Raw genomic sequence first — 18,285 nt, forward strand, 5'->3', positions numbered from 1 at the left:
TCGGTTATACTCGATGGCTTGTCTGTTGATAAATGGGAACTTATGGAACGTTTTACCGAAAACCTGATGTATGCATCGCGCTGGCTGCTGGCACCGGTTTACATTGGACTTTCGCTGGGGCTGCTGGCGCTGACGGTTAAATTTTTTCAGGAAATTTTTCACCTGCTGCCCAACATTCTCAGCATCGCGGAAAACGATCTGATTCTGCTGCTGCTGTCGCTGGTGGACATGACGCTGGTTGGTGGCCTGCTGGTCATGGTGATGCTGTCCGGCTATGAGAACTTTGTCTCCAAGCTGGATATCGATGAAAGCAAAGAGAAGCTGAGCTGGCTCGGCAAGATGGATTCCGGCTCGCTGAAAAACAAAGTGGCAGCTTCGATTGTGGCGATCTCATCGATTCACCTGCTGCGTATTTTTATGGACGCGCGTAACGTCGCTAACGAAAAGCTGATGTGGTACGTGATCATCCACCTGACCTTCGTGCTGTCGGCCTTTGTGATGGGCTGGCTGGATAATATGTCGAAGGTTGAAAAGAAATCGTGACCTTTACGCACGAGCTGACTCATTGCACCAGGTGCGCATGAATGCGCACCCTACAAAAACCGCAGTGCCCCGTAGGGTCGCCATTCATGGCGACCTGGCCAGTTGCACCAGTTGCACCAGGTGCGCATGAATGCGCACCCTACAAAAAACCCGAATGGCGACCTGGCCCCTTACCGCACCGGCTGCGTGCCGGTCAGCTGCGGCATCACGTCCCTGATCATCGCGAAAAAATGCTGCAGGCGGGCCGGATAATAACTGGCCCACGGGTAGGTCAGCCACACCGGCAGCGGCGGCGCCTGCCAGTCGGGCACCAGCTGCACCAGCGCGCCGCTGGCTAAATCCTCCTGCACCACCCATGACGACACAATCGCGGCGCCCATGCCCGCCAGCGCGGCTTTGCGCACCGCGTACAGGCTATCGCTGGCGAGGCGCGGGGCAATCGCCAGGTTGATCGGCTGGCCGTCGCTGAGACGCTGCAGCGCAATTTCGTTACGATAAAAACTGGTCAGCGCCAGCCACGGCAGCTGCGTCAGCTGGGTAACCTCTTTCACCGGCGCATGAGCCGCCAGCAGCGCCGGTGCCGCGACGACAAAGCGCGGCACTTCCGCCAGCAGCACCGCCACCACCGACGGATCGGTGGGCGCGCCGACCTGAATGGCGCAGTCAACGTTTTCACTGACAAAGTCCGGCGTGCGGTCGTTGAGCATCCACTCCACTGCCAGGCGCGGATAGCGCTGCAGATAATCCATCAGCGGCGCAATCAACTGATCCTGACCAAACGCATGCGGCGCACGCACGCGCAGCGTGCCGATCGGGTCGTCATTCGCGCCGGTTAACTCATCTTCCAGCGCGTGCCAGGTCGCCACCAGCTGCCGCGCCTGGGCGTAGCAGCGCTCTCCGTCATCGGTGAGTTTCAGCGCATGGGTGGTACGTAAAATCAGTTTCAGGCCGAGCCGCTGTTCCAGCGCCTGCAGACGGCGACTTACGGTGGGCTGAGTGGTGCCGAGCTGCGCCGCGGCCGCCGACAGCGAGCCGCTTTCAACAATGCGGATAAACGTCTGCATCAGTTCGATGCGGTCAACGCTGGTGAATGTGCTCATACGTAACCTGCATAACAGTTCTGTGTCATAGCAGTCTACCGCGTATGGCCGCAACGCGCTTTAATAAGCGCATCATCACGGGGGAAAACCACTATGTCTGCCATGTCTCAATCTTCTGCCATGCCTGCTGAAAAGCTGCCGGCGCCGCTGGTGTTTACGCTGGCGGCCGGTGCCGGTCTCAGCGTGGCATCGATTTACTACAGCCAGCCGATGCTGGATATCATCAGTAAACAGTTCAATGTGGGCATTGGCAGCGTCGGTATGGTGCCGATGCTGACCCAGGCCGGTTACGCGCTGGGGATTCTGCTGCTGGCCCCGCTCGGTGACCGCCACGATCGTCGCACCATCATTCTGGTTAAAGGCTTACTGCTGGTCGCCGCGCTGCTGCTGTGCGGTTTTTCCGGCGGCATCAATGCGTTGCTGATCGCCAGCTTTGTTACCGGATTAACCGCTACCGTGGCGCAGGACATTGTGCCGGCGTCAGCGGCGCTGGCACCGGAGCGCAGCCGTGGCAAAACCGTCGGCACGGTGATGACCGGGCTGCTGGTCGGCATTCTGCTGTCGCGCGTGGTGAGCGGCGTGGTGGCCGAGTATCTGGGCTGGCGCACCATGTACATGATGGCGGCGGCGGCGGTGCTGCTGAGTAGTCTGGCGCTGTGGCGCGCGCTGCCGCGCTTTACGCCGGGCACCACGGTGAGCTATCCGCGTCTGCTGCTGTCGCTGGCGCATCTGTGGCAGCATCACCAGACGCTGCGCCGCGCGGCGCTGGCGCAGGGCCTGCTGTCGGTAAGTTTCAGCGCCTTCTGGTCTACCCTGGCGCTGATGCTGAGCGATCGCTTCCATCTCGACAGCGCCGTGGCAGGGGCCTTCGGTCTGGCCGGTGCCGCCGGGGCGCTGGCCGCGCCGCTGGCGGGCAGTTTTGCCGACCGCATCGGCCCGGCGCGTGTCACCCAGTATGGCGCCACGCTGGTGATGGTGTCGTTTGCCCTGATGTTCCTGCTGCCGGTACTGCCGGTGCCGGCGCAGCTTGGCCTGATTATCCTCAGCACCATCGGCTTTGACCTTGGCGTGCAGGCCACGCTGGTGGCGCATCAGACGCTGGTCTACAGCCTGGCGCCGGAAGCGCGCAGCCGCCTCAATGCGCTGATGTTCACCGTGGTGTTTATCGGTATGGCGACCGGCGCGGCGCTCGGCAGCCTGGCGCTGGCCCATTTCGGCTGGAATGGCGTGGTCAGCCTTGCGACGGCTGCCGCTGTGCTTGCGCTGCTGATTCGCCTCGCCAGTCGCCATCTGCAAAACTAATTCACGATCCTGTGCCAGGCTTAAAGGAGAATGTTATTTAAAAACGGAGCGTTATGAACTTCCTGGCCTGGACCGCCCTCACTGGCGGTCTGCTACTTTTGATGTCACTGGCTTCTGGCTGGATTCACCGGGGGCCGGTGACGTCGTTTGGTCTCTACCTGTTCGCGGGCATTCTGTGCGGCCCGTGGATGCTTAATCTGCTGCAAATCGACATTATCGGCCACGCCGAGCTCGCCGCCCATATCACCGAAATCACCATGGCCGCCTCGCTGTTTATCACCGGGCTCAAACTGCGTCTGCCGATGAGCGCGCACGCGTGGCGCGTCGGGCTGCGGCTGGCATTCCCGGCGATGCTGCTGACCGTCGGCGGCATGGCCTGCCTGATTCACTGGATTACCGGCTTTGGCTGGCCGCTGTCGCTGGCGTTTGGTGCCATTGTTGCCCCGACCGACCCGGTGCTTGCCAGCCTGATCTCTGTTAACGATGCGCGCGATGACGATGCTCTGCGCGTGGCGCTCTCCAGCGAGGCCGGCATGAACGACGGTTCAGCGCTGCCGCTGCTGATGCTGGCGCTGCTGCTGATGCATCCGGGCGCCTTCAGTCTGGAGCTGCTGGGCGGCTGGGCAGCGCGCGATGTGGTGTGGGCGATTGGCGGCGGGCTGGCGATTGGTTACCTGCTCGGACGGCTGATCGGCCAGCTGGCGACCCATCTGCGCAGCGCGCATCACGACGTAGCCCCCAATGATTTCCTCGCGCTGGCACTGATCGCCCTGAGCTACGCGGCGGCGCAGTCGGTGGATGCGTCTGGCTTCCTTGCCACCTTTGCGGCAGGCGTCGGCCTACGCCGCGCCGAGCTGCGCGTGACTAAACGCTTTCCACTGGAAGATTTACCGGAAGAGAAGCGCTACCTGCCGGCAGAGGTGCTGGTCAATCCTAACCAGCGTCTGAAACAGGGGGGCGGCAGCCCGGTGAAATCGGTCGGCCTGGTGGTCGGCGATGCGCTGTCGTTTGGTGATACTATCGAACGCCTGCTGGCGGCAGCGATGATGGTGGTGCTGGGTATTACGCTGGCGCATCACTGGAATCTCACCGGCATCGGCCTGGCGCTGCTGCTGTTTGTGGTGGTGCGACCGCTGGCGGTATGGCTGACCACCTGGCGCTGCGAGATGCCGTTTATGCGGCGGATGCTGATTGGCTGGCTGGGGATTCGCGGCATCGGCAGTATCAATTATATTGCTTATGCCTGGGTGCATGGCCTGCAGGGCCCGCAGGCGGAACAGATGATGGACATGGCGCTGACGCTGGTGGTGTGCAGCATTGTGCTGCACGGCATCACGGTGACGCCGCTACTGAACTGGCGTGCTGCCCGGCAGGCGGCACGCACGCAGCAAGATGAAACGTGATTTTCTGGAAATAACGGGAGCTTATTATGAAAGCATTGCTTATCGCCCTGGTAGGGCTGTCGCTGTCTGCCAGCGCGCTGGCGGATGATACGGATGCCGACGCGCAGGAGAATATCTACGCCAGCCAGCTGTGCCACATTGTTAGCGGGGAGCAGAAAACCGGTGACATGCAGAGCTACACTGAGAAAATGAAGTCTCAGCTGGCGGCCAGCCAGTCACCGTCGGCCATGAACAAGCCCTCCTTCAATGAGGAAACCGCGCAGGAAGTGGTCAACGGCTGGCTGGAGCTGGGTGAAGAAGAGCGGGCGAAGCTGCGTCACGATCAGCAGCAGTGCGAGCAGACGGTGATGACTCAATTCCAGCAGCAGGATTAATTTTCCCTTCTCTTCGTGAATACGCGCCTTTTCTGGCGCGTTTTTTTATGGCTTTTTTGTACGAAATGCGTACATTATCGCCAGATTGAAACAGGACCTGCATCACATAATGAGACGCCAGCCTCCGGGCTGGCGCATTTTCCATACCGGCTACTGGGCAAGATGATTACACGGCGTCGTTTTCTGTTGGCTAGCGGAGCAACCGTACTCTCCATGACGGCGGGCAAACTGTTTGCCCGGGATGACATTATTCCGCTCTGGCCGGACGACCCACCGGGTGGCGGCGGTCCGTCTGGCCTGCTGAAAGTCAGCGCTAACGGTTCGTGGACCAATATCGTTTCTCCCGCCATTCAGCGCTTTCGTCCGGAGAATCCCAACGGCGAAGCGGTGATCGTTGCGGCTGGTGGTGGCTACCGTTTTATCGGCATGGGGCGCGAAGCCTGGCCGGTCGCGCGCTGGCTTAATGCCAACGGGTATACCGCCTACGTGCTCAGCTACCGACTGCCGGGTGAAAAGTGGCAGGCCGGCAGAATGGCGCCGCTGCAGGATGCGCAGCGCGCGATTCGCATGGTGCGCGCGATGGAAAACAAGGTGCACCTGCTGGGCTTTTCGGCCGGCGGCCATCTGCTCGGCATGGCGGCAGCGCGGCCTGACTTCGTCACCTATTCACCGCAGGATTCGCTGGATGACATCCGGCCATCCGCGGACAGCGTCGGGCTGATTTACCCGGTTATCACCCTTGAAGCACCGTATCAGCACACCCGTACTCACCAGATGATCGTGGGCAATGACGCCACGCCGACCCAGGAAGCCAACTGGTCAGTGCAAAATTACGTCACCCGCGCCTACCCGCCAACCTTTCTGGCGCAGGCGGAGGACGATCATACCTCCAACCCTCATAACACCGAGCTGATGCGCGACGCCTGCCGCCGTATGCGCGTGCCGGTTGAGCTGATTGAACTGAGCAGCGGCGGCCACGGCTTTGGCCTCGGTAAAGCCGGCACCCCCGCCGCGCTGTGGGACCAGGCGTATGTCCGCTGGCTGGATAAGCTGGGATAAGGTGTGATGGGCTGCGGTCGCCATGAATGGCGACCCTACAGCAGCGTGACGCGCTGTTTTATAGGGTGCGCATTCATGCGCACCTGGATATTCGCCAGGTCACCGTTTTTTGGGTCGCCATGAATGGCGCCCCTGCAGCAGTATGATGCGCTATTTTGTAGGGGGCGCATTCATGCGCACCTGGATGCTCGCCAGGTCACAGTTTTTTGGTCGCCATGAATGGCGCCCCTACAGCAGTGTGGCGCGCTGTTTTGTAGGGTGCGCATTCATGCGCACCTGGATGCTCGCCAGGTCACCGTTTTTTGGTCGCCATGAATGGCGCCCTTGCAGCAGCATGATGCGCTGTTTTGTAGGGTGCGCATTCATGCGCACCTGGTTCACGTCAGATTAAAATACCGGTCCGGCTGGCTCGCTGCCGGCAGCGGGAAATCGTTGTTCATCGCTTTCAGATTGCGTTCGATATTCACGCACAGCGCGTCCAGCGGCAGGTGATTGGGCGCGGTGCCGAACGGATCTTCCAGCTCCTCCGCCAGCGACTCCAGCGACAAAAAGGTGTACGAAATAAACACCGACACCAGCGGCGTCATCAGGTGCAAATCCGCCACCAGTGCGAACGGCAGCAGGGTGCAGAACAAATACACCGTGCGGTGCAGAATCAGGCTGTAGGCGAAGGGAATCGGTGTGCTGGCCAGCCGGTCGCAGCCACCCAGATACGCCGACAGATGGTTGAGGTTGTCATCAATACTCTGCCAGACGATATCCGTCACTAATCCCTCATCACGCCGCTGCGCCAGCCATTCGCCCATGCATAACATGATTTGCGAGGTCGGCATCGGATGGCCGAGCACCGCGGCGTGCCACGCGGGCGGCAACAGCCGCTGCAGATCGGCTTGCGCATCGGTTTTACGCAGCCGGTGTTTCAGGCTCCAGCTAAATGCCAGCTGCAGCCCGATAAACTCCTGCACCTGTTCCGCACGCAGTCCGCGCAGCGTTTTCACCTGGCGCAGCAGCGAGCGCTGAGTAATGTGCATATTGCCCCACAGCGTGCGCGCCTCGATAAAGCGCGCGTAGCTGGCATTATTGCGAAAGCCAAGAAAGATGGCGATCGACACGCCAATCAGGCTGAACGGTGCGGTGGTCAGGTGAATGCCGAGCGTGGAATACCAGGGATAACCCAGAATGGCGATCACTGACATCAGCAGGTTAAGCGACAGGCGGAACGCAATGCGAGACAGCACTGAGCCGTGCCAGTCAAACAACCGGAGAAACCAGTGTTGATGAGGACGTACGATCATTTTGCGATGGTGTTTTTTATGATTTTGTCGCCACAGATTACGCCCGTCGCAGGCGCAGAATCAACGCCGGTGAGCCGCTGTTTTACCAGCAAAAACGCTGCGCTTTGGCTAATTAATCTATTTAAATCAATCTTCTAAAAACGCTTTTAACAAGTTGTAAAATTCTTTGCGTTATCTCTTTGTCCGCGCTTTCTCTAAAGTTTATTCCAGCAGCACAACACACAAATTTAAAACCACTTTAGAGGAAACTATCATGTCTAAACTCGACCTGCTTGACCCACAGAACTCAACCCTGATCTTCATCGACCATCAGCCACAGATGGCGTTTGGTGTCGCCAATATTGACCGCCAGCAGCTCAAAAATAACACCGTCGCCCTGGCGAAAGCGGGGAAAATTTTCGACGTGCCGGTGATTTACACCTCGGTAGAAACGGAAAGCTTCAGCGGCTACATCTGGCCAGAACTGCTGGCGGTGCACCCGGAATCGAAGCCGATTGAGCGCACCTCCATGAATTCCTGGGAAGACGCGAAATTTGTCGAGGCGGTAGAGAAAACCGGCCGCAAAAAACTGATCATCTCGGCGCTGTGGACCGAAGTGTGCCTGACTTTCCCGGCTCTGATGGCGCTGAAAGCCGGTTACGAAGTGTATGTGGTGACCGATACCTCCGGCGGCACCAGTGTTGATGCGCACGAACGTTCCGTACAGCGCATGGTGCAGGCGGGTGCGGTGCCGGTGACCTGGCAGCAGGTGCTGCTGGAGTACCAGCGCGACTGGTCACGCAAAGAGACCTACGATGCGGTGATGGATCTGGTGCGTGAGCACAGCGGTGCTTACGGCATGGGCGTCGACTACGCCTACACCATGGTGCACAAAGCGCCGCAGCGTCAGGGCTGATTCAGCGGTGGTGCGGCAGGCGGGTTTTCAATGCGTCGATAAACAGCCGCAGCGCCATCGACTGATGCCGGTTCGGCGGGAACCACAGCGCGATTCCCGCCGACTGAATGCGCCAGTCGGCCAGCAGCTCCACTAATTTCCCCTGCTGCAGTGCCTCGCTAACGTACAGTGAGGGCACGAACGCAATCCCTGAACCGTTGATGGCCGCGCGCGCCATCAGCGCGTTATTGTCTAACGTCAGCGTACCCGGCACGTCAATCTCCAGGCTTTCTTCCGCTCGCTGATACTCCCAGCGATAGCGTTTGCCCCCGGGCAGGCGATGACGAATACACTGCTGCTGCAGTAAATCCTGCGGCTGACGCACCGGCGCGTGCACCGCCAGATAGTCGGGCGAGGCCACGGTAACGAAGGTCAGCGGGCCGCCGAGCGCAATAGCCACCATATCCTGCGGCACATCCTCAATCAGCCGGATGCCGGCATCAAACCCGGCGGCGGTGATATCCACCAGCGCGCCCTGGGCGGAGAAATCAAGCTGGATGCCGGGGTAGCGCGCGCTGAACCCGGGCACTACCTGATCCAGCAGCAGGCCAATCACCACATCGCTGGCGCTGATGCGCAGCGTACCGTACTGCTGCTGGCGGCTCAGGCTGACCTCGTGCAGCACCTCATCCATCTGATTGAGCAGCGGCGCGAGACGCTGTAATAGCTGCTCACCGGCGTCGGTCAGCGACACGCTGCGTGTGGTGCGCTGAAACAGCTGCACGCCGAGGTTGTGCTCCAGCGTTTTCACCAGGTGGCTGAGCGAAGAGCGCTTCAGGCCAAGCAGCTCGGCGGCGCGCCGAAAGCTGCGCTGCTCGCCCAGCGTTTTGATCGCCTGCAGTTCGTGCCAGGAAGGGCGTTTCATTGGTGGTATTTCCTCACCAGGTCATGTGCGATTGGGGAGATTATGACCACCAGTAAAGCGATCTATCATCAGGTTTTCAACATGAGGAGTGCAAAATGAAAACCTGGTTAATTACTGGTGCCAGCAGCGGGCTGGGCCGACTGATGAGTGAACGTTTACTTGAGCGCGGCGATCGCGTGGTGGCAACGGTGCGCCGCGAGCAGGCGCTGGAAGATTTGCAGCAGCAATATGGCGATCGTCTGCTGGTGATGCGGCTGGATCTGGCCGAAACGGCCAGTATTGCACCGGCCATCGCCACCGCCTTTGCCCGCGTCGGGCGTATTGATGTGGTGGTAAGCAACGCCGCTTACGGTCTGTTTGGCGCGGCGGAAGAGCTCAGCGACGCGCAGATTGCACGCCAGATCGCCACCAATCTCACCGGATCGATCCAGCTGATTCGCGCCGTCATCCCGCATTTGCGCCAGCAGGGCGGGGGCCGCATTGCGCAGATCTCGTCCGAGGGCGGCCAGGTGGCGTATCCCAATTTCAGCCTGTATCACGCCAGCAAATGGGGCATTGAAGGTTTTGTCGAAGCGGTGCGCCAGGAAGTCGCCAGCTTTGGCATCGAGCTGCTGCTGGTGGAGCCGGGCCCGACCGTCACCAACTTCGCCAGCGGGCTGGATATCGCCGCGCCGCTCGACGCCTATCGTGACAACGCATCCGGTCAGTTGCGTCGGGCGATTGAAGCGGGTGACTTTGCTATATTGGGTGATGCCGGAAAATGCGTGACGGCCACGCTGGCGACGCTGGATCAGGAAACGATGCCGCTGCGGCTGGCGCTCGGCAGCACGGCCTATCAGCACATCGAAGCCGCGCTGGAAGCCCGGCTGGCAGAGTTGCGCGCGCAGAAAGCGCTGGCGTTTGGCGCGGATGCGTAACTTTGCCGTGTAACCTGGTTGCGCAGACCGTTATTAATGGCGGTCTGCGGCTGGTTAACACGGACTGGCTGACATCGTTGTCTCTTTTATTTACCTTAACCATAAAAACGATTTTTATTTTCGTTTTTAACGATATGCTTCAATAGATATTGGCATTTATCAACAACATTGCGGGCATTTTTAAACCCCTGTTCAATCACCGCAATATTTAATACATGGTCGTCATGGTTAAACTGCATTGGTTCGGTATCGCACATGTTCCAGGCACGCGTTGTCGCTTCTGTCCAGTGATGAACGCTTTCTCCGCACCAGGCAATATTCTCTTTAAGCATTCTCACTGGGTTCCCGCCCCAGCAGCTATTGGAGTGTATCGTTTTCCCCGCCACCAGACTCATGGCACCAATTACGCTGCCGGAGTGGATCGAGGAACCTTTCAAAATCATCGCGTTTTGTCCGATCCACACGTGATCGCCGATATAAATGCTACGGGAATGATTGATGCGCTGATTATCCGCAATGTTATATATCAGATGAGGATCGGCGGTTCGCATCCAGATACCAAAGGAGAGACAACAATGATTGCCAATGATGATATTTTTTTCTTCTGAGAGAATCAGCGTTAACTTTTCATTGAAGTAATTATGTCTGCCGATGAAGCAGACCGAATTTGAGAATGCAATTATTTTAACGATGTAGGGTATCGCACTTTGGCTCAAATAAATGATTGAATTATCCGCCCGAAAATCCACTACGGAATCCTGCAGGACTACGCCCTCCTCACATATCAGAATATTGTTCTTACCATGAAAATTAATCTGGCTATTGATGAGTGTCGGTTCTTTACCGAGAAATTTGTTACCTTCAATAAGCCTGAGCTGCTCTGGATGTAATATTGTCATTTTTCGCTACGTGAGTCGGGATGGCCGCTTTCAAAGCGGCCTGAATCACGTCAATATTAAGCGTTGGGCATCAGAACAGCAGGCTGTGCGCCGTGGCGCGCAGCGCAATGCCGAGCAAAATGCCGGGCACGGCGAAGCGGAACAGGCGCGGAAAACGGCTGGAGAGCCCGAGGAAAATGCCGATGCCGGGCAGGTCGAAGGTCTGAATCAGCAGGCCTGCCGAGGCGTTGATGTTGTGCGCACTGTACTGCCCCTGTTCGACCAGTCCGGCAACCACGCCGTAATAGGCGGTACCGCCGGCCAGGCATTTGGTCAGCGCAGGCAGCACATACACCTCGGCGATATGCAGTTTGTGTAACAGCGGTGCCAGCAGCTGCGTCAGCAGCTCAATGGCGCCGGCACTCTTCAGGATGCCCACTACCGACAAGGAAAGGATCAGCATCGGCAGCGAACCGAGCGCGAGGCGAATGGCGTCGGCACCCGAGGTGTTGATGATGGCGATCAGTCCCGGCTTCGTGTCGCTGTTCTCCACGCCCTGGTCTTCATCGCGCAGCGCGACGTCGGAAAGTTTGCGGGCAAAAAAATGATAGGTTGAGGCGGCCGCCAGCACGCCGCCGCTGATGGAGAACAGCAGCGCGGCGCTCCAGTTGAGCCCGTCAGGAATCAGCGGATAAAAGGCGTTGGCCTGGCCCATCGCAAACAGCATCGCCAGCGTGGCTGCCATGTGGCGGTCTGACGTGCCGCGCTTCTCCATGATCGCCAGCGCGGCGAGCGGTGCGGCAAAACTGACAAAATTTAACTGGATGAGTGCGAACAGCGCCAGGCCGGTAATCCCCAGCGGCTTCAGTAACGGCGTGGCGTGGCGCACGACAAAATCCAGCACGCCTTTCACTTCGAGGTATTTCATGATGAATAGCATCACCACCATGATGGGAATCAGGGTGTAAAGCGCGACGTCGACCGCAGCTTTGCCCGACTCCATAATTATGCTGATGATATTCACGTGCTGACGTCGTCCCGTTACCGCAAAACGCTGGCCGCCGGGCCAGCAAAGCAAAAATCATAGCGGGTATGCGCGCTGTTGAGTAGTCAGCAAACAAAAAAGCCCCCAGGCGGGGGCTGCGATGATGGCGCGGAGGCGGTGTTAGCGCATGGTGACGAACTCTTCCGCCGCCGTCGGGTGAATCGCCACGGTGTTGTCGAAGTCTTTTTTGGTGGCGCCCATCTTCAGCGCCACCGCAAAGCCCTGCAGCATCTCATCCATGCCGTTGCCGATACCGTGAATACCCACAATCTTCTCTTCCGGCCCCACGCATACCAGCTTCATGCGGCACGGCTGACGGTGCTGGGTCACCGCGGTATACATGGCGGTGAACGACGATTTGTACACTTTTACCTGGTCGTCGCCATACTGCTCACGCGCCTGCGGTTCGGTCAGACCGACGGTGCCAATCGGCGGATGGCTGAACACCACGGTGGGAACGTTGCTGTAGTCGAGATGCTCGTCCGGCTTGTTATTAAACAGGCGTTCGGACAGGCGACGGCCTGCCGCCACGGCCACCGGCGTCAGCTCGACCGCACCGGTGTTATCACCCACCGCATAGATGCCTTTGACGTTAGTGTTCTGGAACTTGTCGACCTGAATGTAGCCTTTGTCATTCAGCGCCACACCGGTCACCGTCAGGTTGAGGTTATCGGTGGCGGGCTCGCGGCCAATTGCCCATACCAGGCAATCCACCGTCTGCTGCTGGCCGTTTTCCAGCTGCAGCGTCAGGCTGCCGTCAGCATTCCTGATCACCGCTTTCGGGATCGATTCGGTGTGCAGCGTCGGACCTTCCGCCTGCATCACTTCTACCAGCGTCTCAACAATCAGCGGGTCGAAGCTGCGCAGCGGCGCATGCTGACGCACAAACAGGTGAGTTTCTGCGCCCAGCGCATTCACCACGCCGGCCAGCTCTACCGCAATATAGCCTGCGCCTACCACCGCAACGCGTTTTGGCAGCGCCTCCAGCTCAAAGAAGCCGTCGGAATCGATGCCGTACTCTGCGCCCGGCACCTGTGGATGGCTGGGACGACCGCCGGTGGCGATCAGGATATGGTCGGCAGTAATGGTCTCGCCGTTCACTTCCACCGTGTGGGCATCGACAAAGCGCGCGAACCCTTTGATCACTTCTACCTGGTTTTTACCCAGCACGTTGTCGTACGAGGTGTGGATACGGTCGATGTAGGCGCTGCGGTTTTTCACCAGCGTTGACCAGTCAAAGCGATTAACGGTGGTATCAAAGCCGTAATCCGGACCGTACAGGTGAATCGCTTCGGCGATCTGCGCGGCGTGCCACATCACTTTCTTCGGTACACAGCCGACGTTGACGCAGGTGCCGCCCAGCTCTTTCGCTTCGATCAGCGCGCACTTCTGGCCATACATCGCCGCACGGTTAATGGAGGCGATACCGCCGCTGCCGCCGCCAATGGCGAGGTAATCAAAATGTCTGGTCATCCGTTGTGTCCATCTGTTGGAGGAAAACTGGCATAGAGTGTAACGCCGCTTCAGTTACCGGCGCAAAGTTTGCACCTATGTATGTAATAGGGTTGAATGCCGGCAAGGGGTTGGCTCAAAGGAACTTATCATGCACCTGACATTTCTTGGTACCGGCGCGGGCGCGCCCAGCCTGCAGCGCAACGTCACCGCCATTGCGCTGACGCTGTCGAAGCGCGGCGAGACCTGGCTGTTCGACTGTGGTGAAGCGACGCAGCATCAGTTTATGCGATCGGCGCTTAAGCCCGGCAAGCTGGAAAAAATCTTTATTACCCATTTGCATGGCGATCACATCTTTGGCCTGCCGGGTCTGCTCACCAGCCGTTCGATGGCGGGCCTGACCGAGCCGATGACGCTGTACGGTCCGAAAGGATTGCGCCAGTTTGTCGACACTGCGCTCAGCCTGAGTGGCTCTTATACCGGCTATCCGCTGGAGATTGTCGAGATCGAAGCCGGTCCGGTGCTGGATAACGGTGAGTTTCGCGTCACTGCTTATGCGCTAAACCACGTGGTCGAGTGCTATGGCTACCGCATCGAACAGCATGATAAGCCGGGCTTCCTTGACGCACCGCGCCTGAAGGCGGAAGGCGTGCCGCGCGGCCCGTGGTATCAGGATCTGAAACAGGGCAAACGCATCACGCTGGAAGATGGCCGCGAGATCAACGGCGCCGACTATCTTGGCCCGGCCACCAAAGGCAAAGTGCTGGCGATCTTCGGCGATACCGGCCCCACCGAGGTGGCGTTGCAGCTGGCGGCGAACGCCGATGTGATGGTGCATGAAACCACGCTGGAAGCGGCGATGGCGGAAAAAGCCAACGGGCGCGGCCACTCCACTACGGTGCAGGCGGCCAGCGTGGCACAGCGCGCTGGCGCAAAACGCATGATCGCTACGCACTTTAGCTCGCGCTATTTGTCACAGGATCGGGAAAGGCTACTGGCAGAGTGCCAGTCGGTGTTTCCGGCCACCGAACTGGCGCATGATTTTGCGATATTTGAGGTGTAGCGCTTATTCCGGCACGATTTGCGTCACGCTGTAGTGACCGGTGCCGGCGGGCACCAGTTTCTGGTGCAGCCACGGCAGTAGCTCTTCCATCTGCGCTTTCAGCTTCCACGGCGGGTTGATGACAATCATCCCGGACGCGGTCATGCCGCGCTGATCGCTGTCCGGACGCACTGCCAGCTCGATCTGCAGAATATTGCGGATGCCGGTGGCTTCCAGATCTTTCAGCATGTGCTTGATCTGCTGGCGCAACACCACCGGATACCACAGCGCATAGACGCCGGTGGCGAAACGTTTGTGACCTTCCTGAATGCCTTTCACCACATCCTGATAATCGCTTTTCATTTCGTACGGCGGGTCGATAAGGATCAGGCCGCGACGGGTCGGTGGCGGCAGTTTGGCCTTCAGCTGCTGATAGCCATCCGCGCGTTCAACTCGGGCGCGCGCATCTTTACTGAACTCACTGCGCAGCAGCGGGTAATCGGTCGGATGCAGTTCGGTGAGCTGCAGCTTGTCCTCGTCGCGCAGCAGATGGCGGGCGATCAGCGGCGAGCCAGGGTAATAGCGCAGCGTGCCGGTTGGGTTGAGGTTGCGAATCGCCGCCAGATAGGGCTTCAGCAGCGCCGGTGCGTCCGGCTGCTGCCAGATACGCGCAATGCCTTCCAGATATTCGCCGGTACGTTCGGCGTGCTCACCGCTCAGCTGGTAACGTCCGGCACCGGCGTGGGTGTCCAGATAGAGGAAAGGTTTCTCCTTCTCCATCAGGGCGGTGAGGATCAGGCTTTCAACGGTGTGTTTCAGCACGTCGGCGTGGTTGCCGGCATGAAAACTGTGGCGATAACTCAGCATAAAAAAGAGGGGTCCGCGGTTGGATCAATGAAGTCGAATAGATCGTGTCTGGCGCGATTATAGCCGCGCCGCATAAAAATTGCTGACGTTTTACCATCCGCTTAAGTTTTCAGCGCCCGGGTCGCTTTAGCGGAATGCGACCGGTCTGGTAGATAACTAATTTCACTTAGGGATAATTCGACTCTCGAAATTTTACCGCAGATTAAGTAAGTTAGTAGCCGAAAACGAAGCGGTCGCGAGCGAAATGCCAGGAATGCGTCTCTGGCAAGGAAACTTTTCGGCCATGGCCGTATAATTTTTTGCTTCAAGCATCCTTAATAACTCCTGGTGACAATAATGAAAAAAATGACTGGTATCGCGGTGGCAAGCCTGCTGGCACTGGCCGGCTGCGCGAAACAACAGCCTGTTCATAGCCTGGTAACGCCGCCCGCCGCCGACGCTCAGCCGATGGCTGAATCCGCTGCACGGCCTGACGGCCAGCCGTTTGTAACCGAAGCGCCAGCTCAGCCGGCCGCTGCCTCGTTCGCTGACGATCGCGCCAGCAACATTCAGCAGTGCCGTAAAGAGCTGGATGCGATGCGTCTCTACAGCCAGGCGTCTTATGACAGCTACCAGGCGGAATTCCAGAAAATTGGCGCGCAGACCAACAAATATCTGCAGATTAAAGATTCGATCGGCGCGGATATTAACGATTTAGTCATGCCGCGCTATCAGTTCCAGATCCGTGAACTGTGCTTCCGCATTAAAACCCGTCTGTCACAGCTGATTATTCGCCAGGCCGGTTAACAATAACGGCGTAAGCCGACCCCTTTTTTAACAGCGCGACAACCTCGCGCGGTGGATGGCTTCATCTCAATTAACATATTGAGATGAGGCCTTTTGTTTCTTAGCGGCAAGGAGCCGCGACTGGAGGTTTTGATGACACAGCGTCATCTGCTGGCGGTGCTGATTAGCGCGGCCTTACTGCTACCCGGACAGGCCGCGTCAGCGGCTGATGATGACATGCTGCGCGCGTTCAGCGAAGCAGCGCGCACCCTGCCGCCGGCACCGGCAGCAAAACCACAGCCACCTGCAAAACCGGCCGCTAAACCGGCGGCGAAAACCGTCAGCAAGGCAGAGAAAAAAGCCGCAACAGCGCCCGATCACAGTGCGGAACTGACGCGTCTGCGCCTCCGCGTGGCGGAACTCGAAAAGCTGTCTGCGGCACCTGCGGTGAAAGCGGACGATGCGTTAAAGGCGCAGCTGGCTGCCAGCGACAAAAAACTGGCAGCGCTCAGCGCGGAGAAGCAGCAGCAGGAGAAAAACATCGCCACGCTGCAGCAGGCGCTGAAAGAGGCACAGCAGCAGCAAAGCGCCGGCAGTGCCCAGCTGACGAAACAGCTCAGCGACGCGCGCGCGGCGGCCACCCAGAGCGCCGATGCGCTTAAAGCGTTGAAAGCGGAAAACGACAAGGCGCTGGCGGCACTGCAGGCAGAGAGCAAAAAGCAGCTCAGCGCCCGGCAGGCCGGGAACGATAAAAAACTGGCAGCGCTCAGCGCGGAGAAGCAGCAGCAGGAGAAAAATATCGCCACGCTGCAGCAGGCGCTGAAAGAGGCACAGCAGCAGCAAAGCGCCGGCAGCGCCCAGCTGACGAAGCAGCTCAGTGACGCGCGCGCGGCGGCCACCCAGAGCGCCGATGCGCTTAAAGCGCTGAAAGCCGAAAACGAGAAAGCGCTGGCGGCGCTGCAGGCTGAGAGCAAAAAGCAGCTAAGTGCCCAGCAGGCCGGGAACGATAAAAAGCTGGCAGCGCTCAGCGCGGAGAAGCAGCAGCAGGAGAAAAACATCGCCACGCTGCAGCAGGCGCTGAAAGAGGCTCAGCAGCAGCAAAGCGCCGGCAGCGCCCAGCTGACGAAACAGCTCAGCGACGCGCGCGCAGCGGCCACCCAGAGCGTCGACGCGCTGAAAGCGCTGAAAGCCGAAAACGAGAAAGCGCTGGCGGCGTTGCAGGCTGAGAGCAAAAAACAGCTCAGCGCCCAGCAGGCCGGGAACGACAAAAAACTGGCGGCGCTACAGGCAGAAAACGACAAGGCGCTGGCGGCGCTGCAGGCTGAGAGCAAAAAGCAGCTCAGCGCCCAGCAGGCGGAAAGCGATAAAAAGCTGGCGGCATTACAGGCTGAAACCAAACAGCAGCTCAGCGCGCAACAGGCTGAGAGCGCCCAAAAACTGGCCGCGCAGCAGACTGCAAGCGACAAACAGCTGAAAGCGTTACAGTCACAGCAGACGGAAAGCGAGAAGAAGCTCACCGCGCTGCAGACGCAGCAGGCCGAGCGTGAAAAACAACTCGCCGCGCTGGATAGCGAAAAACAGCAGCAGGCGCACAACCTGGCGCAGCTGACGCGGGAACTGGAGGCGGCGAAGCAGCAACCGGCCGCCGCGCCGAAACTTTCTGCCCCGAAGAGCGATGCCGAACGCGATGGCTACACGCTGGGTCAGTTCATCGCCAGCAATGCGGTGGTGCAGCTGCAGATGGTCAAAGACATCGGCCTCAGCATCAGTATGGATCAGCTGATTGCCGGCTTAACCACCCAGCTGCAAAGCGGTGATTCGCTACTTGATGGCGAAGAGATGGCGCGCCGTTACGCCACTATGCAGGCCTCCATTGGCAAAGGACTGAACGCACTGATTGAAAAAGGTTACGCGCAGCTGGACAAGAAAGTGGCGAAGCGTAAAGCGCTGAAGAAAGATCTCGGCATGCAGTGGTTTGCGGTGAAAAGCGTCAAAGGCAAACTGCTGCCGGACCAGCAGGCAGCGGTCAGTGTCCGCGTCACCACTCTGAGCGGCAAGGTAATCAACGATTTTTCGCACGATCAGGTGCCGTTCAACGACAGCCTGCCGCCACTGTTGCAGGAAGGCATGTCGCTGACTGGTAAAGGCGGCGCAGTGGAAGGCTGGGCGCTGGCGAAAGATATTTACGAGCGCGAGCCGCTGCCACCGTGGGTCGCGCCGTATGATGTGATCCATTATCAGCTGACCATCAAATAACCTCTGGCCCGCCGTCTGGCGGGCTTTTTTTTCAACATTGCGCGCTAGATCGCGCCGCTACTGATACGTGCACTTATTGTAGCGGCGCGATTCATCGCGCGTTTTTCTCTCTGCCCTTGCGGGTGGCATTGATTTTCCCCTCGTCTGGCCGCATGTTAGTAAAATTGCGTCGCGCCCCTGCGCGCGGC

17 protein-coding genes are annotated in these 18,285 nt (G+C 58.9%); 10 read left to right on the forward strand and 7 right to left on the reverse strand.

Going from position 1 to position 18,285, the window contains the following annotated elements; translation table 11 throughout:
• Positions 1-42: 42 nt before the first annotated feature.
• Positions 43-543 carry a TIGR00645 family protein gene (locus C1N56_RS00805; protein ID WP_021507874.1) on the forward strand — a complete coding sequence of 167 codons (501 nt, stop codon included), beginning with the start codon at positions 43-45 and terminating at the stop codon, positions 541-543.
• Positions 544-713: 170 nt separating this feature from the next.
• Here the strand turns inward: C1N56_RS00805 and C1N56_RS00810 are convergent, their stop codons facing one another.
• Positions 714-1,643 (reverse strand): LysR family transcriptional regulator, encoded by a 930-nt coding sequence (locus tag C1N56_RS00810; RefSeq protein WP_059012526.1) that lies wholly within the window; start codon positions 1,641-1,643, stop codon positions 714-716.
• Positions 1,644-1,736: 93 nt separating this feature from the next.
• On the opposite strand from C1N56_RS00810, the gene C1N56_RS00815 reads away from it, so the two are divergent.
• The 4 genes from C1N56_RS00815 to C1N56_RS00830 all read left to right on the forward strand — a co-directional run bounded on the left by C1N56_RS00815 (position 1,737) and on the right by C1N56_RS00830 (position 5,781).
• Positions 1,737-2,945, forward strand: a complete 1,209-nt coding sequence (locus C1N56_RS00815; protein ID WP_031279767.1) for an MFS transporter — start codon at positions 1,737-1,739, stop codon at positions 2,943-2,945.
• Between the two features lie 53 nt (positions 2,946-2,998).
• Positions 2,999-4,348: a cation:proton antiporter gene (locus C1N56_RS00820; protein ID WP_021507871.1), complete on the forward strand. Its 1,350-nt coding sequence runs from the start codon at positions 2,999-3,001 to the stop codon at positions 4,346-4,348.
• A 26-nt stretch (positions 4,349-4,374) separates the two neighbouring features.
• Complete coding sequence (locus C1N56_RS00825) at positions 4,375-4,722, forward strand: hypothetical protein (RefSeq protein ID WP_021507870.1); 348 nt, start codon at positions 4,375-4,377, stop codon at positions 4,720-4,722.
• 162 nt (positions 4,723-4,884) lie between these two features.
• Positions 4,885-5,781 carry an alpha/beta hydrolase gene (locus C1N56_RS00830; protein ID WP_166720061.1) on the forward strand — a complete coding sequence of 299 codons (897 nt, stop codon included), beginning with the start codon at positions 4,885-4,887 and terminating at the stop codon, positions 5,779-5,781.
• 377 nt (positions 5,782-6,158) lie between these two features.
• On the opposite strand, the gene C1N56_RS00835 is transcribed toward C1N56_RS00830, so the two are convergent.
• The gene (locus C1N56_RS00835; RefSeq protein WP_031279808.1) at positions 6,159-7,076 is read right to left on the reverse strand and encodes a bestrophin family protein; all 918 of its coding nucleotides are present in this window, start codon (positions 7,074-7,076) and stop codon (positions 6,159-6,161) included.
• 253 nt (positions 7,077-7,329) lie between these two features.
• On the opposite strand from C1N56_RS00835, the gene C1N56_RS00840 reads away from it, so the two are divergent.
• On the forward strand, positions 7,330-7,971 hold the full coding sequence (locus C1N56_RS00840) for a hydrolase (protein WP_021508093.1): 642 nt from the start codon (positions 7,330-7,332) through the stop codon (positions 7,969-7,971).
• A gap of 1 nt (position 7,972) precedes the next feature.
• Here the strand turns inward: C1N56_RS00840 and C1N56_RS00845 are convergent, their stop codons facing one another.
• Positions 7,973-8,875 (reverse strand): LysR substrate-binding domain-containing protein, encoded by a 903-nt coding sequence (locus tag C1N56_RS00845; RefSeq protein ID WP_394517008.1) that lies wholly within the window; start codon positions 8,873-8,875, stop codon positions 7,973-7,975.
• A 95-nt stretch (positions 8,876-8,970) separates the two neighbouring features.
• On the opposite strand from C1N56_RS00845, the gene C1N56_RS00850 reads away from it, so the two are divergent.
• Positions 8,971-9,792, forward strand: a complete 822-nt coding sequence (locus C1N56_RS00850; protein ID WP_394517009.1) for an SDR family oxidoreductase — start codon at positions 8,971-8,973, stop codon at positions 9,790-9,792.
• Between the two features lie 95 nt (positions 9,793-9,887).
• Here the strand turns inward: C1N56_RS00850 and C1N56_RS00855 are convergent, their stop codons facing one another.
• The 3 genes from C1N56_RS00855 to gorA form a co-directional block, all read right to left on the reverse strand.
• Positions 9,888-10,691, reverse strand: a complete 804-nt coding sequence (locus C1N56_RS00855; RefSeq protein ID WP_394517010.1) for an acyltransferase — start codon at positions 10,689-10,691, stop codon at positions 9,888-9,890.
• Between the two features lie 70 nt (positions 10,692-10,761).
• On the reverse strand, positions 10,762-11,694 hold the full coding sequence (locus tag C1N56_RS00860) for a nucleoside recognition domain-containing protein (RefSeq protein ID WP_058775170.1): 933 nt from the start codon (positions 11,692-11,694) through the stop codon (positions 10,762-10,764).
• A 141-nt stretch (positions 11,695-11,835) separates the two neighbouring features.
• Positions 11,836-13,188: a glutathione-disulfide reductase gene (gorA, locus tag C1N56_RS00865; protein WP_159378013.1), complete on the reverse strand. Its 1,353-nt coding sequence runs from the start codon at positions 13,186-13,188 to the stop codon at positions 11,836-11,838.
• 130 nt (positions 13,189-13,318) lie between these two features.
• Here gorA and rnz point away from each other — a divergent pair, with 130 nt between their 5' ends.
• Positions 13,319-14,230, forward strand: a complete 912-nt coding sequence (rnz, locus tag C1N56_RS00870; protein ID WP_059012345.1) for a ribonuclease Z — start codon at positions 13,319-13,321, stop codon at positions 14,228-14,230.
• A 3-nt stretch (positions 14,231-14,233) separates the two neighbouring features.
• Here the strand turns inward: rnz and C1N56_RS00875 are convergent, their stop codons facing one another.
• Complete coding sequence (locus C1N56_RS00875; RefSeq protein WP_021508100.1) at positions 14,234-15,076, reverse strand: 23S rRNA (adenine(2030)-N(6))-methyltransferase RlmJ; 843 nt, start codon at positions 15,074-15,076, stop codon at positions 14,234-14,236.
• Positions 15,077-15,412: 336 nt separating this feature from the next.
• On the opposite strand from C1N56_RS00875, the gene C1N56_RS00880 reads away from it, so the two are divergent.
• Positions 15,413-15,862, forward strand: coding sequence for a flagellar basal body L-ring protein FlgH (locus C1N56_RS00880; RefSeq protein ID WP_021508101.1), 450 nt, complete (start codon positions 15,413-15,415; stop codon positions 15,860-15,862).
• Between the two features lie 132 nt (positions 15,863-15,994).
• Positions 15,995-18,097 carry a hypothetical protein gene (locus C1N56_RS00885; protein ID WP_394517011.1) on the forward strand — a complete coding sequence of 701 codons (2,103 nt, stop codon included), beginning with the start codon at positions 15,995-15,997 and terminating at the stop codon, positions 18,095-18,097.
• Positions 18,098-18,285 lie beyond the last annotated feature (188 nt).

The organism is Pantoea sp. SGAir0175, assembly GCF_043547855.1.